General features: G+C 40.1%; 20 protein-coding genes, 1 pseudogene and 1 riboswitch. Of the genes and pseudogenes, 2 read left to right on the forward strand and 19 right to left on the reverse strand.

The window, feature by feature from the left end:
• Positions 1-103: 103 nt before the first annotated feature.
• The 14 genes and pseudogenes from AB3N04_RS03425 to AB3N04_RS03490 form a co-directional block, all read right to left on the reverse strand.
• A pseudogene (locus AB3N04_RS03425) lies at positions 104-736 on the reverse strand (DUF1385 domain-containing protein); the annotation flags it as partial.
• 39 nt (positions 737-775) lie between these two features.
• Complete coding sequence (locus AB3N04_RS03430) at positions 776-1,363, reverse strand: hypothetical protein (RefSeq protein WP_368504733.1); 588 nt, start codon at positions 1,361-1,363, stop codon at positions 776-778.
• A gap of 32 nt (positions 1,364-1,395) precedes the next feature.
• Positions 1,396-2,175 carry an iron export ABC transporter permease subunit FetB gene (gene fetB / locus AB3N04_RS03435; RefSeq protein WP_368504734.1) on the reverse strand — a complete coding sequence of 260 codons (780 nt, stop codon included), beginning with the start codon at positions 2,173-2,175 and terminating at the stop codon, positions 1,396-1,398.
• Positions 2,175-2,888 (reverse strand): ATP-binding cassette domain-containing protein, encoded by a 714-nt coding sequence (locus AB3N04_RS03440; RefSeq protein ID WP_368504735.1) that lies wholly within the window; start codon positions 2,886-2,888, stop codon positions 2,175-2,177. The genes fetB and AB3N04_RS03440 overlap by 1 nt, the downstream gene beginning before the upstream one ends.
• A gap of 99 nt (positions 2,889-2,987) precedes the next feature.
• Positions 2,988-3,788 carry a bifunctional hydroxymethylpyrimidine kinase/phosphomethylpyrimidine kinase gene (gene thiD, locus AB3N04_RS03445; RefSeq protein WP_368504736.1) on the reverse strand — a complete coding sequence of 267 codons (801 nt, stop codon included), beginning with the start codon at positions 3,786-3,788 and terminating at the stop codon, positions 2,988-2,990.
• Between the two features lie 27 nt (positions 3,789-3,815).
• Positions 3,816-4,928: a glycine oxidase ThiO gene (gene thiO, locus AB3N04_RS03450; RefSeq protein WP_368504737.1), complete on the reverse strand. Its 1,113-nt coding sequence runs from the start codon at positions 4,926-4,928 to the stop codon at positions 3,816-3,818.
• 24 nt (positions 4,929-4,952) lie between these two features.
• Positions 4,953-5,732: a thiazole synthase gene (locus AB3N04_RS03455; protein ID WP_368504738.1), complete on the reverse strand. Its 780-nt coding sequence runs from the start codon at positions 5,730-5,732 to the stop codon at positions 4,953-4,955.
• A 5-nt stretch (positions 5,733-5,737) separates the two neighbouring features.
• Entirely contained in the window at positions 5,738-5,935 is a 198-nt protein-coding gene (thiS, locus tag AB3N04_RS03460) for a sulfur carrier protein ThiS (RefSeq protein ID WP_368504739.1), read from the reverse strand.
• A 12-nt stretch (positions 5,936-5,947) separates the two neighbouring features.
• On the reverse strand, positions 5,948-6,568 hold the full coding sequence (gene thiE / locus AB3N04_RS03465) for a thiamine phosphate synthase (protein WP_368504740.1): 621 nt from the start codon (positions 6,566-6,568) through the stop codon (positions 5,948-5,950).
• An 80-nt stretch (positions 6,569-6,648) separates the two neighbouring features.
• Positions 6,649-6,757, reverse strand: a riboswitch (TPP riboswitch).
• A gap of 67 nt (positions 6,758-6,824) precedes the next feature.
• On the reverse strand, positions 6,825-7,946 hold the full coding sequence (locus tag AB3N04_RS03470; RefSeq protein WP_368504741.1) for a hypothetical protein: 1,122 nt from the start codon (positions 7,944-7,946) through the stop codon (positions 6,825-6,827).
• 242 nt (positions 7,947-8,188) lie between these two features.
• Positions 8,189-9,604: an aspartate ammonia-lyase gene (gene aspA / locus AB3N04_RS03475; RefSeq protein ID WP_368504742.1), complete on the reverse strand. Its 1,416-nt coding sequence runs from the start codon at positions 9,602-9,604 to the stop codon at positions 8,189-8,191.
• Positions 9,605-9,734: 130 nt separating this feature from the next.
• Positions 9,735-10,703, reverse strand: a complete 969-nt coding sequence (locus AB3N04_RS03480) for an ROK family glucokinase (protein WP_368504743.1) — start codon at positions 10,701-10,703, stop codon at positions 9,735-9,737.
• 16 nt (positions 10,704-10,719) lie between these two features.
• Complete coding sequence (locus AB3N04_RS03485; protein WP_317120511.1) at positions 10,720-10,911, reverse strand: YqgQ family protein; 192 nt, start codon at positions 10,909-10,911, stop codon at positions 10,720-10,722.
• A gap of 19 nt (positions 10,912-10,930) precedes the next feature.
• Entirely contained in the window at positions 10,931-11,443 is a 513-nt protein-coding gene (locus AB3N04_RS03490) for a hypothetical protein (RefSeq protein WP_368504744.1), read from the reverse strand.
• A 161-nt stretch (positions 11,444-11,604) separates the two neighbouring features.
• Here AB3N04_RS03490 and AB3N04_RS03495 point away from each other — a divergent pair, with 161 nt between their 5' ends.
• Complete coding sequence (locus tag AB3N04_RS03495; protein WP_368504745.1) at positions 11,605-12,000, forward strand: YueI family protein; 396 nt, start codon at positions 11,605-11,607, stop codon at positions 11,998-12,000.
• A 51-nt stretch (positions 12,001-12,051) separates the two neighbouring features.
• On the opposite strand, the gene AB3N04_RS03500 is transcribed toward AB3N04_RS03495, so the two are convergent.
• The gene (locus tag AB3N04_RS03500) at positions 12,052-13,515 is read right to left on the reverse strand and encodes a spore germination protein (protein WP_368504746.1); all 1,464 of its coding nucleotides are present in this window, start codon (positions 13,513-13,515) and stop codon (positions 12,052-12,054) included.
• Positions 13,516-13,638: 123 nt separating this feature from the next.
• Here AB3N04_RS03500 and AB3N04_RS03505 point away from each other — a divergent pair, with 123 nt between their 5' ends.
• Positions 13,639-14,517 (forward strand): hypothetical protein, encoded by an 879-nt coding sequence (locus tag AB3N04_RS03505; RefSeq protein WP_368504747.1) that lies wholly within the window; start codon positions 13,639-13,641, stop codon positions 14,515-14,517.
• Here AB3N04_RS03505 and AB3N04_RS03510 read toward each other — a convergent pair.
• The 4 genes from AB3N04_RS03510 to nhaC form a co-directional block, all read right to left on the reverse strand.
• Complete coding sequence (locus tag AB3N04_RS03510) at positions 14,514-16,055, reverse strand: rhomboid family intramembrane serine protease (RefSeq protein ID WP_368504748.1); 1,542 nt, start codon at positions 16,053-16,055, stop codon at positions 14,514-14,516. The genes AB3N04_RS03505 and AB3N04_RS03510 overlap by 4 nt on opposite strands.
• An 11-nt stretch (positions 16,056-16,066) precedes the next feature.
• Entirely contained in the window at positions 16,067-16,810 is a 744-nt protein-coding gene (locus tag AB3N04_RS03515; RefSeq protein ID WP_368504749.1) for an HAD family hydrolase, read from the reverse strand.
• 144 nt (positions 16,811-16,954) lie between these two features.
• Positions 16,955-17,155, reverse strand: a complete 201-nt coding sequence (locus tag AB3N04_RS03520; RefSeq protein ID WP_368504750.1) for a sodium:proton antiporter — start codon at positions 17,153-17,155, stop codon at positions 16,955-16,957.
• A 53-nt stretch (positions 17,156-17,208) separates the two neighbouring features.
• Complete coding sequence (gene nhaC, locus AB3N04_RS03525; RefSeq protein WP_368504751.1) at positions 17,209-18,588, reverse strand: Na+/H+ antiporter NhaC; 1,380 nt, start codon at positions 18,586-18,588, stop codon at positions 17,209-17,211.
• Positions 18,589-18,615 lie beyond the last annotated feature (27 nt).

The raw sequence follows: 18,615 nt of genomic DNA on the forward strand, positions 1-18,615 counted from the left end.
TACCTGCTCTTCTAGTTAATAAATGCTCTGGAAACTCTTCTTTCGCAAGCATTCTATATGACTGAATAGCACAAATTAAATGTTTATGTTCAGGTTCCTCGGTCGTCACTTTAACTTGTAGCCAGTAAGAGATCTTAAGAATAAAATCTCTTACAAAACGCAACGCTTTTATTTTCATTAACCGTTGAACAAAGGGAATAAAAAGTAGCGCTGCGTATGATGCATACATGACTCCATCAAATAGGCTAAACCCTACCACGCTGAAACAAAGTGTTAGGAGTAGCACACTTAAAAAATAAATCACAACAATATTGGTTGAACAATAGCGATTTGTAATCGCTGCTTTTTTAATTCTATATAATCTTCCACGGCGCTTTACACCGCGATCACTGAATACCTTATGTTCTGCGCCATGATATTTTCTCAAGCTTCTTGGAAAGATAAAATGCGTGCCAAACACGAGATAGAAAAGTGTATAAAATGGCAGCCCCCTCCATTGTATAAAATCAGTAAAAGGAATCTTTGGAACGAATACAGCTAGCAACCATGTTAAGACGACTAGCTTAAACCACCATGGCATCGAAGTGATGATTTGCTTAAGCATAATGAACATCGTCTTCGTATCATACGGTTTAACCCAACTCTTCAAGCGTCCTTTTTCGTGGTAAGCACAAGCGACATGTGATTTTCCCATAAAGAAGATGCCCCGTTGGTAAGACAAGCCACGAATCATCATTCAGATCCCCTCCTCTCTACATAACACACACCCAATCCACTAGGGTGTAACTGAGACAAGCCAATAAGGAACATTAGTCGCGCCACTAAAGTCAGGGTTTGTTAATTGTGCATCTTCTTTTGTTAATGGACTATGATTGACCCAAGTGTGAAGCATCTGAACAGAAATATCTTCTTGTTGAATGTTCTCCCCATTCACTCTGATGACCGCTTGTCCTAGATTTCCATAACTTTTATGCTCATCAAACTGATTAGGGTAGGCAAAGATCACCCCATTTGTAACGGTTTCTCCTTCTGTTTGATAAATGATTTCATCAGCATAAATCAATTCTAATTCAGATTGTGTAAACGAAATATCTTCTCTGGCTTCTCTTGACTCATCCAATACGGTAATGCTGACATAATCGTCACCGTACAATCCGCCTTCAGGCATCGCAGTCCAATCCCAATTCACTTTAACCAGCCAATCCTCTCCTCTTTCTGATGCGACAACGTTTATTTCCAACTCCTCTTCTAATTGTTCATGGGTTAGTGCTTCATTCTCTCCTAAGAAATGATAGCCGCCCCAAAACATTAATGCCATCAAAATAGCTGGTAAAATTAATACAAGTTTATGTCCATTAAACATCCTAATCTTTTCCCCTTTTTGTTCACGCTTTTTTATACAGAACCATCATTCTCCACTCTCGTTAACTGTAGGTTTTTATTGAAAAATCGACGATAGGTAAATACAGTAACTAGCATGGCACTTACAGATACGGCCACGAAAATACTTAAGGAAATGACAATTTGATACCGAATAGCAAGGTGAGGCGATACACCCGCTAAAATTAATCCCGTCATCATTCCAGGGAGCTGGACAAGTCCAATTGTCTTTAAGCCATCAACATTTGGAATCATTGCAGCACGCACGATTCGTTTAATAATCGGCTGCGTCGCCACTTTCGGTGTGGCACCAAGTGAAAGTGCAGCAAGTAAACGGCTATGATTTTCATTGAATTCACTTTTCATTCGTTCTAATGCTAGACCTATGGCAACCATGCTATTTCCAATCACCATCCCACTCATAGGAATGACCTGTTCTGGATTGAATTCAATCATACCAAAACCTAACCACATAGAGAGTACTACAACCTCAACAGTCACTAAAATGCCAAAGATTAAGAGAATGACACCTGGTATCCCCTTGCCTTTTTTAGCTGCATGAAACCCTGCTACAGTAATCATCACTGTAAGCATGATTGGTATCCCAACTAAAGGAGGCAACTCAAATAAGAAAGTTAATAAATAACCAATTAAAAATAGCTGTGCTGCCCCTCTAAAAGAGGACCATGTTATACTCCCTGATAAATTAAGAGCATACATGTACGAAAGCGAGACTGGTATTAAAACAAAAACTAATAAAAACAGCATCGACGTTGTTGATATTTCAGGAGCCATTATTCATCCGCCCCTTCTGTATCACGATACAAAAATCGTTTAGCACGGTCGGTTTGCGGTTCTCGGAAGAATTCCTTCGTCTCCCCTACTTCGATCAATTCCCCTTTTTCTAAATAGAAAGTCTGATCACCAAGGCGTTCAGCTTGCTCAACATCATGAGTCACCATTAAGATCGTCTTTCCCTTCTTCTGAAGCATCTGAATAAAGTCTTCAATGATTTCTACATTTCGCAAGTCAAGCGCACTTGTTACTTCATCAAGCAGAAGAATTTCGGGTTCATTTGCTAACGTCCTTAAAAAGGCAATTCGTTGTTGTTCACCACCTGACAACTCTTCTATCGGTTTATGTAAAAAGTCTGCAGGTAAATGTACAGCTTCTAAAAGTTCTACTGTTTGTTCATTTGACCAGTCCCGCTTATGTAATAGTGGGCCGTACGCTACATTATCCTTTACCGTCCCCTCAAATAATGCAGGTGATTGAAATACCATTCCAATTTGTTGTCTTAATTCAATAATAGGGTAATCTTCAACAGCTTTCCCTTTAAATAATATCGTTCCTTTATCCGTGTCATCCAGGCGATTCATCATATACAATAAGCTACTTTTACCCGCACCAGATGGACCGATTAACGTTATAATTTGATTTTCCAATACGGTAAATGAAATATTATTCAACCGATCATTACTAACATCTTTCCATTGTACGATCTCCATCGTACCACCTCAGTTCATCTAGAAGTTCGAAGATGTTCTTATTATACAGGAACGGCCAATAAAACAAAAAGTCTATTCGCATTGAATAGACTTTTGTACTTATTGACGTGCTTTGTATGCATGGTGATTCGTAGGCCCAATGCCACTTCCGATTGAAAGGGAATGCCTGATCGCTTCTGTAATAAATTGTTTCGCCACATGAACTGCTTCTTTAATGGCCTTACCTTTTGAGAGTTCAGCGGCTATTGCAGCAGCGTACGTACAACCTGTTCCATGTGTATGCTTCGTATCGATACGTTCCATTTCAAGAAGATAACTTCGTTCTCCATCAAACAAAAGATCAACTGCAGGTCCATTTTTAAGGTGACCACCCTTTAATACCACATAGCTCGGTCCTAGTTTATAAATGTCTCTAGCCGCTGCTTCCATTTCTTCAATCGTCTCCATCTCTTTTCTCCCAAGAAGCTTTGCTGCTTCTGGTAAATTTGGAGTGACGACTGTAGCAATCGGTAATAATTCATGAATTAAAGCTTCTGTTGCCTCATCTTGAAGAAGTGTAGCTCCTCCTTTTGCAACCATTACAGGATCCACGACAATATTTGTCGCTTTGTACCGGCTCAACTTGCGAGCGACAAGCTTAATAATATCAGCTGAAAATAACATCCCCGTTTTAATGGCGTCGGCACCAATATCCGATAGGACTGCATCTATTTGTGCCTCGATTGCTTCAATGGTTTGAGGATACACACCATGTACTCCTAATGTGTTTTGAGCGGTCAGAGCTGTGATCGCACTCATACCAAATGTATCAAGCTCTTGAAACGTTTTTAAATCTGCTTGAATACCAGCCCCGCCACCACTATCTGATCCAGCAATTGTTAATACTTTTGGGATTGTCATCTCTATGCTCCTTTCTAAACGTTCCTCTTAAATCGTAAATCGCCCGGGGGCAAATAGATCAATAGGAACCGGTGTTTTTTCCTCGTTGATAATGGCTCCAACTGCTTTTGCAGTAATCGGACTAAGAAGAATACCATTTCGATAATGACCTGTTGCAAATACGATATGCCTAGCTTCTGGGTGCTCCCCAATTAACGGATAGCCATCCTGTGTCGCAGGCCTTAACCCTGCCCATCTATGAAATGGGTCAGTCTTTTTCAAAAATGGTAAGATATTATGGTTCCAATTTGTCAGTCGGTTAATTCCTTTTTCGGTTACATCCGTTTTAAAGCCAGCAATATCCTCTGACGCTCCATTTACAATTGTGCCGTTGGCTTTAGGAACCAAATAGCCTTGGCTAGTATAAATGATATGATTCACCTCGTGTTCGCCTAATTCATACGCACAAATTTGACCGCGAATCGGAAACACTGGAATTCTTAAATCAAAAATTTCTTCAAGCTCTTGTGACCAAGCTCCTGAGGCAATAACCATTCGCTCTGCTTTAAACGTTTGACCAGCCTTAGAGACCACTTCAATTTCATCTCTCCAGCTTTTAATCTGGACTGATTCTAACTCCTCAGCAATCTTTACACCATTTGCACGGCATGCTTCTTCAAGAGCCTTTACATAATCGGGTGCAAACACATGACTTTCCTCAGGGTAACACATGGCCCCAATGATTGAATCTGCTAAATGAGGCTCAAGCTGTTGAAGACGTGCGCCATCAACTAGTTCTGCTTTTGCTCCCCACTCGCTTTGCCAAGACTGCCTCGTTTTTAATCCGAGTAAATCTGCCTCATGATAAACCGCATGTAAACTACCACTATTGGTATATTCAAAGTCAACTCCACTAATGGCTTTCACCTCTTGTTGCCACATTGGGTACTCTCTTAAACTTTCCAGGCATAATCTGAAAAAGTCATCAGGATCTTCTCCAATTTCGGAATAAGGAGCAAGCATTCCAGCCGCAGCTCCCGAAGCCTGGCCTCCACAACGCACTTTTTCTAAGATCGTTACTTTGTGCCCCTTCGTTGAAAGCTCAAAAGCAATGGCAAGTCCAATAACACCGCCTCCGAGCACGATAACTTGTTGACTCATTTGCCTTCAGATCCTTCCGTCCATTTATCTAGAAATAAGTGACGTATAACCGCTACTTGCTGTAGCATACTTTTTCATCGGAATACGCCCTGCCTCATAAGAAGCACGTCCCGCTTCAATCGCAAGCTTCATTGCATGCGCCATTTTCACAGGATCTTTCGCTTTTGCAACTGGTGTATTCATTAATACACCATCTACACCAAGCTCCATCACTTCGACAATGTCTTTAGCCGATCCTAAACCAGCATCAACGATCACTGGAACATTTGCCTCTTCAGCAATTAGTCCAATATTATATGGGTTTAGCACACCAAGCCCCGTTCCAATTGGAGCTCCACCTGGCATAACCGCAGCTGCACCTGCTTCTTCTAATTTACGACAAAGAACCGGATCATCAGAAGTATATGGAAGGACGACAAAACCTTCATTCGCAAGCGTTTCTGTTGCTTTAAGTGTTTCTATTGGATCGGGTAATAGCGTTTTCTCGTCTGCACTAATTTCCACCTTGATCCAATTACTAATCCCTGAGGCTTTAGCAAGTCTTGCAATTCGAATCGCTTCCTCGGCATTACTCGCACCTGAGGTATTCGGTAAGTACGTAAAGGAATCTTGGTCTAAATGTTGTAAGATTGCATCTTCACTTGGTGCATCTAAGTTCACTCGACGAATCGCGAACGTAAGAACCTCTGCTTCTGATATACGAATCGCTTCATTTTGTATAAATGGATTTGGGTAACGCCCTGTTCCAAGAAAGAAACGAGAAGATAACTCTTTTCCTGCAATCACTAGTTTTGACGATTTCATATTCATCAACCTCCCCCCACAAAATGCACTAATTCAATTTTCATCTCTGGTTTAACGGTCGTTTGATCCCATTGATCTCGATCAATAATCTGACCGTCTACCTCTGTTACAACGAGATGACTTTCCAAGTTAAAATGAGAAACCACATCTAATAATGTGTTTGCCTCTACTTCCTGCTTCTCACCATTAATCATTAGCTCCATGTTATTCGCTCCTTACTTTGATAAGATCTTTACAAATGTTTCACATGTGCCACGTACATCATCTGCTCCGACAATTTCACTAATCATACATACTCGCTTCGCACCCGCAGCTAATACTTGATCGACATTGTGAAGCTTAATTCCACCAATCGCGACAAAAGGAATCGTAATTTCTTCTGCTACTTGCTGGATATAAGCAGTCGTAACCGGATCAACAACATCTTCTTTACTTTTCGTTTCAAAAATAGGTCCCACCCCAATATAGTCAGCTCCGCCTCTTTCTGCTTCTCGTGCTTCTTCAATCTTGTGGGTGGAGATACCTATGATTTTATCTGGCCCCATCACTTTTCGCGCTTCTTTTAAGGGGAGATCGTCTTGACCGACATGAATACCATCAGCATCGACTGCAAGTGCGACATCAATATGATCATTCACAATAAAGGTTACACCATGCTTCTTCGTTAACTCACGAAGGGCTTGTGCTTTCTTTAACACATCAATTTTTTTGCTTTTTTTATCACGTAATTGAATAATATCAACGCCACCTAGGATCGCTTCTTCCATTACCTCAATTAAATCCCGACCTTGATGAAATTCCTCACCTGTGATCGAGTATAATTTAAAATCTTTCATGTCCACTTCACCTCTATTTTTATTATAAAAGACAAAAAAGCCCTACCCCAATACGCATGGAATACGGCTACATATGATTACTCATTAGCAGTCGACTTCCCTACGCTGGTGTTAACCAGATCAGGTTCAAGGGTAAAAGGAAACTACCTTTTTCTCAGCCTACTTAAGTGGGCACCCCTAGCCTTCTACAGCTTATTCAATTATCCTATGACTCTATTATGACAGAGTCCATCAAAAATGCAATGATTAGAGTTCGCTAGCTTTGAAGCAATGGAAGCTTTTCTTTTTCCCTCAGTATGATCACTTCTTCAAAGCGGTTTCCTATCAGCATCATCTTCCCATCAGGTGAGAGCTTGATTGGGAGGTGCTGATCCACTTCTAAAATATTCACCTCAGCATTTGTCCTTGGATCAAAAGCGATCAATTGATACCCATCCTCATAACTAAAGTAATCACCACTATACTTCGGTCTTAAATAATAAAAGGTACTCGATTTTGGATCATACTCATAAAACGGGACCCACCATTGCTCTGAATACGTATTTAAAATCGGCATTTCAAGCTCACTCACAGACTCCCCTTCAACAGAAAACGTATAGGTGGAGTACAACTCATAAATCGAATCAACAGATACTTGAACATGTAACTGGTCACTAAAGCTCATCATTGAAATAATTGGACTGACTAGCTCTTCTCGTTCTTCAGTCTCCAGGTTGTAGGAAAACAATGGCGCTTCATAATTCGGTTGTAATTCATCCCAATCTAAGAAAAGAACTTCATTGGCTGAGTTCCACTGGAAATAGGTTTGTCCAATGTCGATTGGTTTTATTGTCTGCCCTTCAACATTGATGTGGTATACTTCGAAATCCCAGTCTGGCAAGTATGTAACAAGCATCATTTCATCTGTTTTATAAGGATTCCAATAGATCGAATAACTATCTCCAAATTGTTGCAATTCAAGTTGCATTTGTCCTTCATCATTGACGACATAAAGAGAGGACTGATCAGACTCATCATACGTAAGAATCGAAAATAAACTTAGATCTTCATTGCCTTTAACGTCTATGATCCACTCGTTTGTTTCAAAGAATGATTCCGTCTTACCGCTAAATAAATGATAGCTTTTCAAAGTCGACTTTTGATCATGCTCTTCCACATACAAAATCGTTTCTGAATCGAGCCATTCGCTAATCATAGCAAATCCGCGTGGCTCTTTAAGTGGATGAACAGAGGTCTTAGTAAAAAACGAAGGGGAAGCAGCTGGCTTTTGGGCTAAATTGGTTTTCGTTTCAGGAAGTAATTGGCCTTCGCGTTGCATAAACGAGCAGCCTGCCAAAAGAACCATAAAAATACCAATAACAATCAATAACCGCTGCATATTCACCCCTCCTTTTTTTCTAGTAAGTCATATTATCGCACGCACCACCACGAACAACAAGAAGCGAAGTGCACTATTTTGTGATATATGTAGGATTTTTCTTCACTTTCAACCCATTCTGATCCAGTGTCCTTATTATTAAACGAATTCGGCTGGGGAAAGTTTCATTTTTATGAAAAATTTCTAAAAAAGAGAACAAAAAAACACATCAACTCCACAAGAGTTCATGTGCCTTTTGATGGTTATCCGTAAATGAATCGTGACCCAGCAATCCCTGGGTTTGTCATTTCTTTTGGATCGAGGATTTCATTTAATTCTTCCTCTGTAAGAATACCACGTTCGAGGCAAATCTCTCGAACTGGTCGATCCGATTGAATCGCTTCTTTCGCAATTCGCGTGGCCACTTCATAGCCAACATGCGGATTAATAGCTGTGATGATCCCAACACTACGTTCAACCATTTCTCGGCAATGCTCGATGTTTGCTGTAATACCTTCAATTGCATATTCACGGAAGACTTTCATTCCATTTTGTAAAATCGACAACGATTGAAGGAGGTTAAAGACGAGCACAGGCTCCATTACATTTAACTCAAGTTGACCTGCTTCAGAAGCTAAGCTGATCGTGGTATCATTTCCAATCACTTGGAAGGACACTTGGTTCATCACTTCACACATGACAGGATTCACCTTACCAGGCATGATGGATGATCCCGGTTGTCTTGGCGGCAAATTAATTTCATTTAAGCCTGTACGTGGACCTGAACTCATTAAGCGTAAATCATTCGCGATTTTTGATAAGTTAATCGCCATAATTTTCATTGCACTAGATAGCTCTGTGTAAGCATCTGTATTTTGTGTAGCATCTACTAGATCTTCTGCGGTTTCAAACGGATGATCAGTGATGTCAGCTAAATACTGAGATACTTTTGCAATATATTCTGTTTTAGCATTTAGGCCAGTGCCAACAGCTGTCGCGCCTAAATTTATTTCATATAAATGTTCTACAGAACGAGTCAAACGACCTAAATCTCTCGTTAATACACGACGATAAGCACCAAACTCTTGTCCTAAACGAATCGGAACAGCATCTTGTAAATGTGTTCGACCCATTTTTAACACTTCGTCAAATTCTTTTTCTTTGTCATGCATCGCTTCAATCAAATCATTTAAGGCATCTGTTAATCCTTTTGCTAAGTTCAAGCTCGCAATATGAATCGCTGTTGGAAATGCATCATTTGTAGATTGAGCCATGTTCACATGGGTATTCGGGCTCACTTTCATGTACTCCCCTTTTACACCACCTAAAATCTCAATCGCACGGTTGGCAATTACTTCATTAGCATTCATATTAAACGAGGTTCCTGCTCCTCCTTGAATCGAATCAACAATAAATTGATCAGATAACTTTCCTTCAATGACATCTTCCGCTGCAGTAATAATCGCATCTGCAATATTTGTTTGCAGAACCCCTACATCACGGTTCGCCATTGCTGCTGCTTTTTTCACATAACCAAATGCGCGAATTAACTCAGGATGTGGTGGGTAGCCGGTAATTGGAAAATTATCACGTGCTCTCATTGTTTGGATTCCATAATAGGCATCCTTAGGGACTTCTTTTTCACCTAATAAATCACGTTCAGTTCGATAGTCAGTCATTGTTGTTGTTCTCCCTCTCTGTCCGTTCGTTCTTGTTTATGTTTTATTTATAGCATGACCAACCGTAGAGTTGCCATGTATATGAGTTGTCCTATATTTTATAGTATGTGTCATATTCTTTTTTGGTGTATTAGTTGACTTTTTGTTTTGCCAACCACGCGCCACCAATGACACCAGCATCATTGCCTAATGTAGCAATTTTAAATTCTGCACTTTCTGCGACTCGCCCTAATGCAAATCGTTCAAAATGCTTTTTTAGAGGTTTAAGAAGGGCATCGCCTGCTCTTGAGACGCCGCCGCCAATGACAATTTTCTCTGGGTTAAAGGCGTTTGATAGATTCGCAATTGCTAAACCTAAATGGAAAGCTGTCTCATCCAGTACTTCTGCTGCTAACTCATCCCCATTGTTCACAGCATCAAAGACATCCTTAGCTGTTAGATCTCCTTTTTGATCAAAAAGCTGCTTTAGCATACTGTTTCCATCTGCGCTTGCAACAGCTTCAGTTGCCAGTCTGGCAATCCCAGTTGCAGAGGCAATCGTTTCAAGACAGCCCGTCTTTCCGCAATTACATGGTGAACCCCCAGTCGTAATAGAAGTAATATGGCCAATCTCACCAGCCATCCCACTTGCACCATGTAAGATTTGACCGTTGGCAATTATACCACCACCAACACCCGTACCAAGTGTCACACAAAGTAGATTCTTCGCCCCATCACCAGCACCTCTCCACATCTCACCAAGTGCTGCTATATTCGCATCATTATCAACCGTAACAGGAAGCCCCGTCTCTACTTCAAGACGATCTTTTAACGGGAAGTCTTTCCAACCTATATTTACTGCTTGATAAATGAAGCCGGTCTCCATCTCAATAAAGCCTGGTGCACCCATACCGATCGCGAGTAGATGTTGTTTCTCTTGATTCAGTTCTTTTAATTTATAATCTATGGCCTTGGCAATATCCATCGTAATATGAATTCCACCATCTTCAGTGTTGGTAGGAATTTCCCACTTCGTTACAATTTCACCATATGACGTTAAGAACGCCATCTTTATTGTTGTACCACCTAAATCCACGCCTACATACCATTTTTCAGTCATCGTACTCCACCTTTTACTATTTCGCTAATTTTGCTTCATGCTTAATAATGAGCAATGCTTGTTGAAACTTTTCAGCCTCAATCATTTTCATTTGATACAATTCACGAATTTCCTCTTCCATTAATTCAAGGTCGACTGCTCGTTCCCCTGTATAAATAAAAATGCCATATTTTTTAAGCAGCTGCATAACGTCAAATAACGTTTTCATGACGCTCACCTCGGACTCATTATAACAGCTTTATGATGGTTACGAAAAGAAGCCAAATGAGAGGCATGTAAACCATATAAGAATAACGCCACATGAGGGCTTGAATTTGTTGTTGAATAAACAACCCTATACACATCGCACAAAAAAATAAAACGGTTGCACTTATCGTAAAAAAGGTTTTATGGTCAGCTACTCCCCATTCAAAACCTATCATAACAAATAACCCTGTTAGTAAAACTAATCCTATGCTTCTTCCATGTCGAAAAAATCCAAAGGTCGGATGAAAATTGGTTATAGCGGCTATAATGAATAAGAATGTAAGAACCACGATTACAACTTCAATGAAGCCAATTGAAAACCAGCTAACAAAGAACATTCCGCCAAGCATACCGAGATAAGAGAGAACACCAAATACAAAACTAAACAATATCACATGCATCAGCTGAGGTGGTTGCTTAGGCGTACTTAATAACCCACCAATCGTAAAACCTAATGTAAAAACAAAAAATAACATCATCATCCCAAGCCACATAGTACAAACTCTCCTCTCAAGCATTCTAAAAAAATGAAACCATAGTACATGCTTCTCCGTATACGTAGTAAAGCTCTCTATGCTATGATATGTCCATTGCAAAATTTAAGGACAAGAAATCATCTTCTATGTAAAAGTCATAAATCGAAAGAGGGATTTTGATGGACAAAAAAATGAAAGAAATACTTGATCATGCAATCTACGGCACTCCAGAAATTAAACCCGAAGAGCGCGCCCTATTTTTAACTACTTTTAGAGAGCGGATCCACATAGCTCTTACTAAAAGTCAGGTAATCAAAGCTGGTACATATGACGAAGTAATAAACGTGATGAAAACGAAGAGGAACTTAAAGTTGTTTTTAAACGGAAATCTCTCATATAGCATTTATTCCAATTACATTCAACAAGCAAACGCTAATGGGGTACCGTTTACGATTGTGACCCCGACGACAAATACTCCTTTTGGCCTTGTATTAGCTGATGGAACAGATGCAGTGAGTCGTCAATCCTTTGTTATTGAAGATGATTGGTACATACAGGATACAGAAGAAAATTAATAAAAATCCCAGTCCGCATGATGATGCAGACTGGGATTTTTCGTTTAGGGTTTAGCGATCAGGATCATTGGGATGTAGGGATACAGGTCGTCTATTTTTAAGAGGCATAGGTGCTCTAAATAATACATCTTTCATCGCTCTCATATTAAATGGGATAAACGGCCACAAGTACGGCATATCGAGTACTTTTGTACGGATAAGTAAGAGCATCCATAACGTAACTCCAACCATATAACCGCCAAGATGAAAAGCGGCCGCACTAATCAATAACGCTACTCGTATAAAACGGTTAGCTAAACTCATTTCGTAGCTTGGTGTCGCAAAAGAGCCGACTGCCGCTACCGCCAAATACAAGACAACTTCAGGGGAAAATAGGCCGACATTGATCGCCACTTCACCTATTAGTAATGCCGATACTAATCCAAGTGCGGTTGCAAGGGCATTAGGCGTATGAATGGCGGCCATCCTCAGCATTTCAATTCCGATTTCAGCAATGAGAAACTGAGCAAACAAAGGGACACTCCCTACTTCTTCTGAACCTATGTAGCCGATAGCTGTCGGGCCGTACGCATCATTAGTGGCAAGTAAATACCAAAGAGGAAGCAAAAATATCGATGCCCACACGGCTACAAACCGGACCAAACGTAATCCAAGACCTATCAAAGGCTTTTGTCTATACTCCTCAGCATGTTGCATATGATGCCAAAAGGTGGTCGGGCTTATCATTACACTCGGTGACCCGTCTACCATAATCAAAATATGACCCTCAAATAAATGGCTGGCAGCTACATCTGGACGCTCTGTATATCTGACAAGAGGGTAAGGGTTGTAATGATGACCAAAAATAAATTCCTCAATCGTTTTATCCCCCATCGGCAAACCATCTGTATCAATCTTTTCAAGAGCGCTTTTAATTTCATCTACATACTTATGATCGGCAATATCTGCAATATAAGTAATTGCTAAATCCGTTTTCGAACGTCTGCCAACCTGAACGTATTCAACCCGCAGCGTTCGGTCTCTAACCCGTCTACGAACCAGGGCTGCATTCATGACAAGTGTTTCAACAAACCCATCTTTAGAGCCACGTATGACTTGTTCAGTGTCCGGTTCTTCAGGTCCACGTACAGGATATTCTCTCGTATCGAGTAGGATGACATAATCGCAACCTTCAACGACTAAAGCTGTGGGGCCTGCTAATACTTGATCGACTACATTATCTAAGTCATTCGTCGTTTCAATTTCAACGTACGGAATTCTACTTTTAATCAGTTTCTCTAAAGGCTTTTCTTCTAGCATACGAACTGTTGTCCGTGAAAGCTCGCGTTGAATTTCGGTTAAGGCTGAATCTTTAGCAAAACCATCGACCAAAAACATACCCATTTGCCTTCCACCATGTTCAAGCTCTAAAAAGATTATATCAAAGCTATCATCAACAGCTAATTCCTTTTTCAAAAATGCAATATTTTCACTATAATCATTGGAGACATGATGAATAACGGTCTCGGATCCCATATAACCACCTCCACGGTCCTTTTCATTATTTGCAAATTAAGGTCTCACCATGCATTGTTCTCATAAATCAAAAAAGTAAGTCATATACATGAGGCAACCGTTTGTCCAATGGAGGGACTTATCATGAGAAAACGAACGATGCTATTCACAGTCTGTACGGCGGCTCTTGTCGTTGGATTATTTTTATCGATTTATGGCAAACCAAACCCCCTTAGAGAAACCTTAATCACCTTTCCTATTGATCCAAATGCCACTTACACCGAAGCGAGTTCAAACTTAGAATTTCTTCAATCGACGGATGAAGATGAATACAAGTTAAGATGGGACACATTGTCTGTTTTAAATGAACAAGCAGCGATCAGACAAGATGTTTCTCTTTTATTTGAAGATGGGGTTCTAAAAGATACGATGTCTAAATGGGAGGAGAACACAGAATTACTTACCCAACAAAAAGAAGTGCAAGCTGAAGATAGTGGTCATTATGAAGTGATTACGTTTCACCATGCAGAACTTAGGAGACCGAATAACGAATTTAGGAGTGCTCAGCTAATAAGTTATGATGAGTTGTATGTTATTGACTCTCCATTAAGTCCTTTACACGCCTTTAAAATTCCTGAGTCTGATGAGGATAAGGAAAGCAAGCGAATCCTTGATTATATTTTAGAGCAACAGCAAGCGTATGACTGGGATGACTTATATGAATATTATCAAATTCCCGCATCTAAGTATAGGAGAATTCCATTGACCGAAATCGATCAATTTCAAACTGAACCAATTCCAGGCTTAACAATGGAAGAGACCACCAAATTTCTTGGCGGCCTCTGGGAGGGGTTATATAAAAATTATGTGTTAGGAATAGATGTAAATGGTTCAGCAGTCAGTCCGCTCGGAAGCACGGAACCATTAATCGTGATTCCAAAAGAAAATCCGGATCATGTCTTCATTCTATTTCGTACAGCAGATGATACACCTGTTCAGCTGATGCAGTCGATCAGCCGTTAATTAGAATTAGACTTCAATTCAGTTAAAAACGTTTGGTAGCTTTCTTCATTTGGCTCGAGGGCAATTGCTTGTTCTACAGCGGCAATTGCCTCTTCTCTATCCCCTAAGCGATAATGGGAAAGAGCTAAGTTATAATGGGCTTGATGAAAAGAAGGTTGCAATTCTACAGCCCTCATAAATGAATTTTTCGCTTCCCGAAAGTCCTCTAAAGCATAATCAGCGTATCCTAATAGAAAATAAGCTTCTGCACTTTCCTCTTCCTCTAGCACCTCATATATTAGAGGATATGCCTCATATAGACGACCCTCTTGCATATATTCTTGTGCCAGTTGAAGAGATAATAAAGACGACATCTGTTTATCTTCGTTTACAAATCCTAATCCGTAGAGAGAGACTGCAAGGATAACCGTTCCCACTAAAAAGAGTAGTTGCCTCATTCTTGCTTTTTGTTTAGGCAATTGAACAACAGCAGCAGCTAAAAATCCTCCAACTAGTCCCCCAATATGTGCTCCATTATCAATCATCGGCATCATAAAACCAAAGACGAGATTAATCGCTAAAATCACAAGAACATTCGTCCCCATCGTTCTAAAAAATAACTTTGGATGGGAAATTCCAAAATACAATAAGGCACCAAAACAGCCAAAGATCGCTCCAGAAGCTCCTGCTGCCACTTGAGCATTAAACGCAAAACTCGCGATCGATCCGATCACCCCTGCAACAAAATATATGAGGACGAAGCGACTTGTTCCATACATTCTCTCCACTGCCCCACCTAAAAAAAGTAAGGCAAGAGAGTTCATGAAAAGATGGATAAAACCGATATGAAGAAACATCGAGCTAAAAAATCTCCACCATTCCCCGTTAATAATCGCAGGATTATATTTTGCTCCAAATTCGATCAATGTTAAAACATGTGTGCTGCCCCCATTTTGCTCAACAATATAAAACATTACTGCAATAAGGGCTAGCAGAACATAAGTTGCAATAGGCTTTCCATATAAAAAATAGGAACGCTCTTCCTCTTCTTTTTTCTTCGTATATTGCCTAACTTCCCGTTTTAATCGTCCAATAATGACTTCGGCCATATCAACATCTTCATAGATTGGAAAAGAGGGAATCTGATCCTTTGCGAGGACACCGTTAATGACGTGTTCTCTTTCGGTTAGCCCCGATGGGATTAACGTCATCTTCATCATCGTTTGCTGTTTCTTACCTAGATAAAAAGGACGCATAAGTTCTTCCCACGAATCAACTGGTGGATACATCATGACGTAAATCGTATCACCTTCGATTTTCTTTTGCTTTAATTGCCTTCTTAACAAGTCTGCTCTTTTCACGGTTTCAAGTAGATCTTTTTTTAATTGATTTCCCCAATCATAATCAACCCTCTTAATGCGGATAATTCTTTTGGGCTTAGAATGTTCATCTTCTAGCCATACTTCTTTGTTTTTTTGATAAAGTAAACGGAAACCTTTTTCTTTTACATAATGATGAACGAGCTGCCAGTAATATAGATCATGTTGCCATACGGTCATTCATTCACCCCCTAGATTCCCTTCGCCTGTAACCATACGTATAATTCGGTTAATGATTGAAGCTCCATGACTACATTATCAGTAGTTGAGGGCTCCTTATGTCTTGTATTTAAATAAATAGCCTCCCAGTCTGCCCCCACTGCACCTAGAACATCTTGTTCCCATGAGTCCCCGACAAATAGCTTCCGTTCGTTCTTTAAACTGAGCTTCCGTTCAAACAAATGGAAAAATCGTTTATCTGGCTTCTCTAGGTTCACTTCACTAGAAATAAGAATATGCTCCTCGGCAATAAACTCTGTTAATCCAAGTTGCTGTATTTTCTTCCATTGAGTATCCGTTGGACCATTCGTCATAATCCCTATTTTTACAGCAGATTGCGACAACCAGCTAAGTAGAGGTCGCATTCCTACATCAGGTTCACAAAATCTATGTACATGTTCGTAGTACTGCCTATGAAAGTCATCAGCTTCCTCTTCCCTACATGGCAGGTTATACATCTTCATCGTCTTTAAGTAGCGTCTTCTTCTGTACGTCTTACGATCTATTTGCTTCTTCTCTAAAAGAGGCCATAATGAATCACAATAATATTTAAATGTGGCAAACCACTGTTCAAAGTCAATTGGGTCATTTATTTGACCATCGTTTTGCCACTGAGCAATCTTTGTGTGTAAGCAATCGAGAATGGCACGTTTGAATGCAAATTCATGATTATAAAGCGTGTTATCTAAATCAAAACAAATGACATCCCATTTCATAATGAATCATCACCTCGTTCCTACTAGTATAACAATAGTAGGGCTCCTTAGAACATCGAAAAGACTTGAGATTCTGTTCATAACAAAAAGTCTGATGCCTTACTTTAAACGAATTAAAGTAAACATCAGACTCACCCTCACAGATCAACTATTTTGCGGCCGATTCGGTTGAAGTACAGAGCCTAGTACCCGGTCTCGAATCATTGGAATTTGCATCGCGATACTAATTCCTATTTTTCGCAGCCAACGTCGACCAAGGATAGCATTGATGACGCGATAGCGGTATTTGTACGCAAAGTAAAAAGATAAGATTAAGGTCGCGATTGAAAAAAGCCGATTTACCATATGGCACCCCTCCTTCTCCTTACTTTGCGTGATCAAACGTTTTTTTATCCACTTTATTTACCAATCGATTTCCCTTCTCCGACTCCAATACCTAAATATCCAAATAAAATCGTCATGAATGGAGATAACAGCAGGAAGAACGCATAAGGTAAATAGTGAATCACATCAACTCCTAATGTACTAGCAAAAAATGCACCACTAACACCCCATGGAATCAGAGGGTTAACTAATGTCCCAGCATCTTCTAATGTACGAGAAAGGTTTTTCTTTGCTACATCAAGCTTCGTATAAAATGATTCGAACGTTTTCCCAGGCAATAAAATGGAAAGATACTGTTCTCCTGTTACTACATTTACACCTATAGAAGAAGCAGCAGTTGCTGAAATTAAGTTTCCTCTTGAAGAGAGATTTTTCTTAAGCTGTGTAAGCAATGTATCAATTACGCCTATGCGCTGAATGACTCCACCTAGTGTCAGAGCAATCATCACCAGAGATATCGACCACATCATCGATTGTAGGCCTCCTCGATTGACGATTCCATCAACCACTTCGTTGCCAGTCTCAATTACAAACCCATGCTGCACAACGGTAAACCATTCTGCCACGACACTGTTTCCTTGAACAAAAGCTGCGGTGAGAATACCCGTTAAAATACCAATTACTAATACTGGTATAGTTGGATATCTTTTCATTGCCAGAAAGACCACAAGTAAAGGTGATGCTAACGTGATAACACTAATTGTAAACTGGCTATCAAGAGAAGCAAGCATCAGACCAATATCATTTGCACTAGTAGAAGTTTGACTACGACCAATGAGTAAGAATAAGAATACCGTGATCACAAAGCTTGGTATCGTTGTCCATAAAAGGTGACGAATATGATCAAATAAATCCACCCCTACAATTCCTGGCGCAAAATTCGTTGTATCAGATAAAGGTGACATCTTATCCCCAAAACAAGCGCCACATACCACGGCACCTGCAGCAATTGCGGGATCAATTCCTAAAGCTGTCCCGATCCCCATCATCGCTACGCCAATCGTTCCAACGGTAGTAAAAGAGCTGCCTGTAAAGCTAGATACAATCATACAAATAAAAAGAGTACTAACAGCAAACCATTCAGGAGATATAACCGAAAGTCCATAGAATAATAAGGTCGGTACTGTCCCACTCATCATCCAGACTGCTATTACAATTCCGACCAAAGCTAAAATAAAGATAGGCTTTATCCCTACTTTAAGTCCTTCAATCATTGCTTTTTCGATCTCATTCCATCTAATTTGAAGAAACCGTCCAAATAAGGTCGCTAACAGTAAACAAACAACTAGCGGAATATGCGGCTCCACTTTTAAAACAAACATACTCGTAATAATAAGTACCATCATTGTGACTAACAAGATAATCGTAAATGGTACATTCGCTTTTCTCTCCATACTACTTTCTCCTCCACATTCTCTCTA

Source organism: Alkalihalophilus sp. As8PL, assembly GCF_040939795.1.
Classification (GTDB): Bacteria; Bacillota; Bacilli; order Bacillales; family Bacillaceae_D; genus Alkalihalophilus; species Alkalihalophilus lindianensis.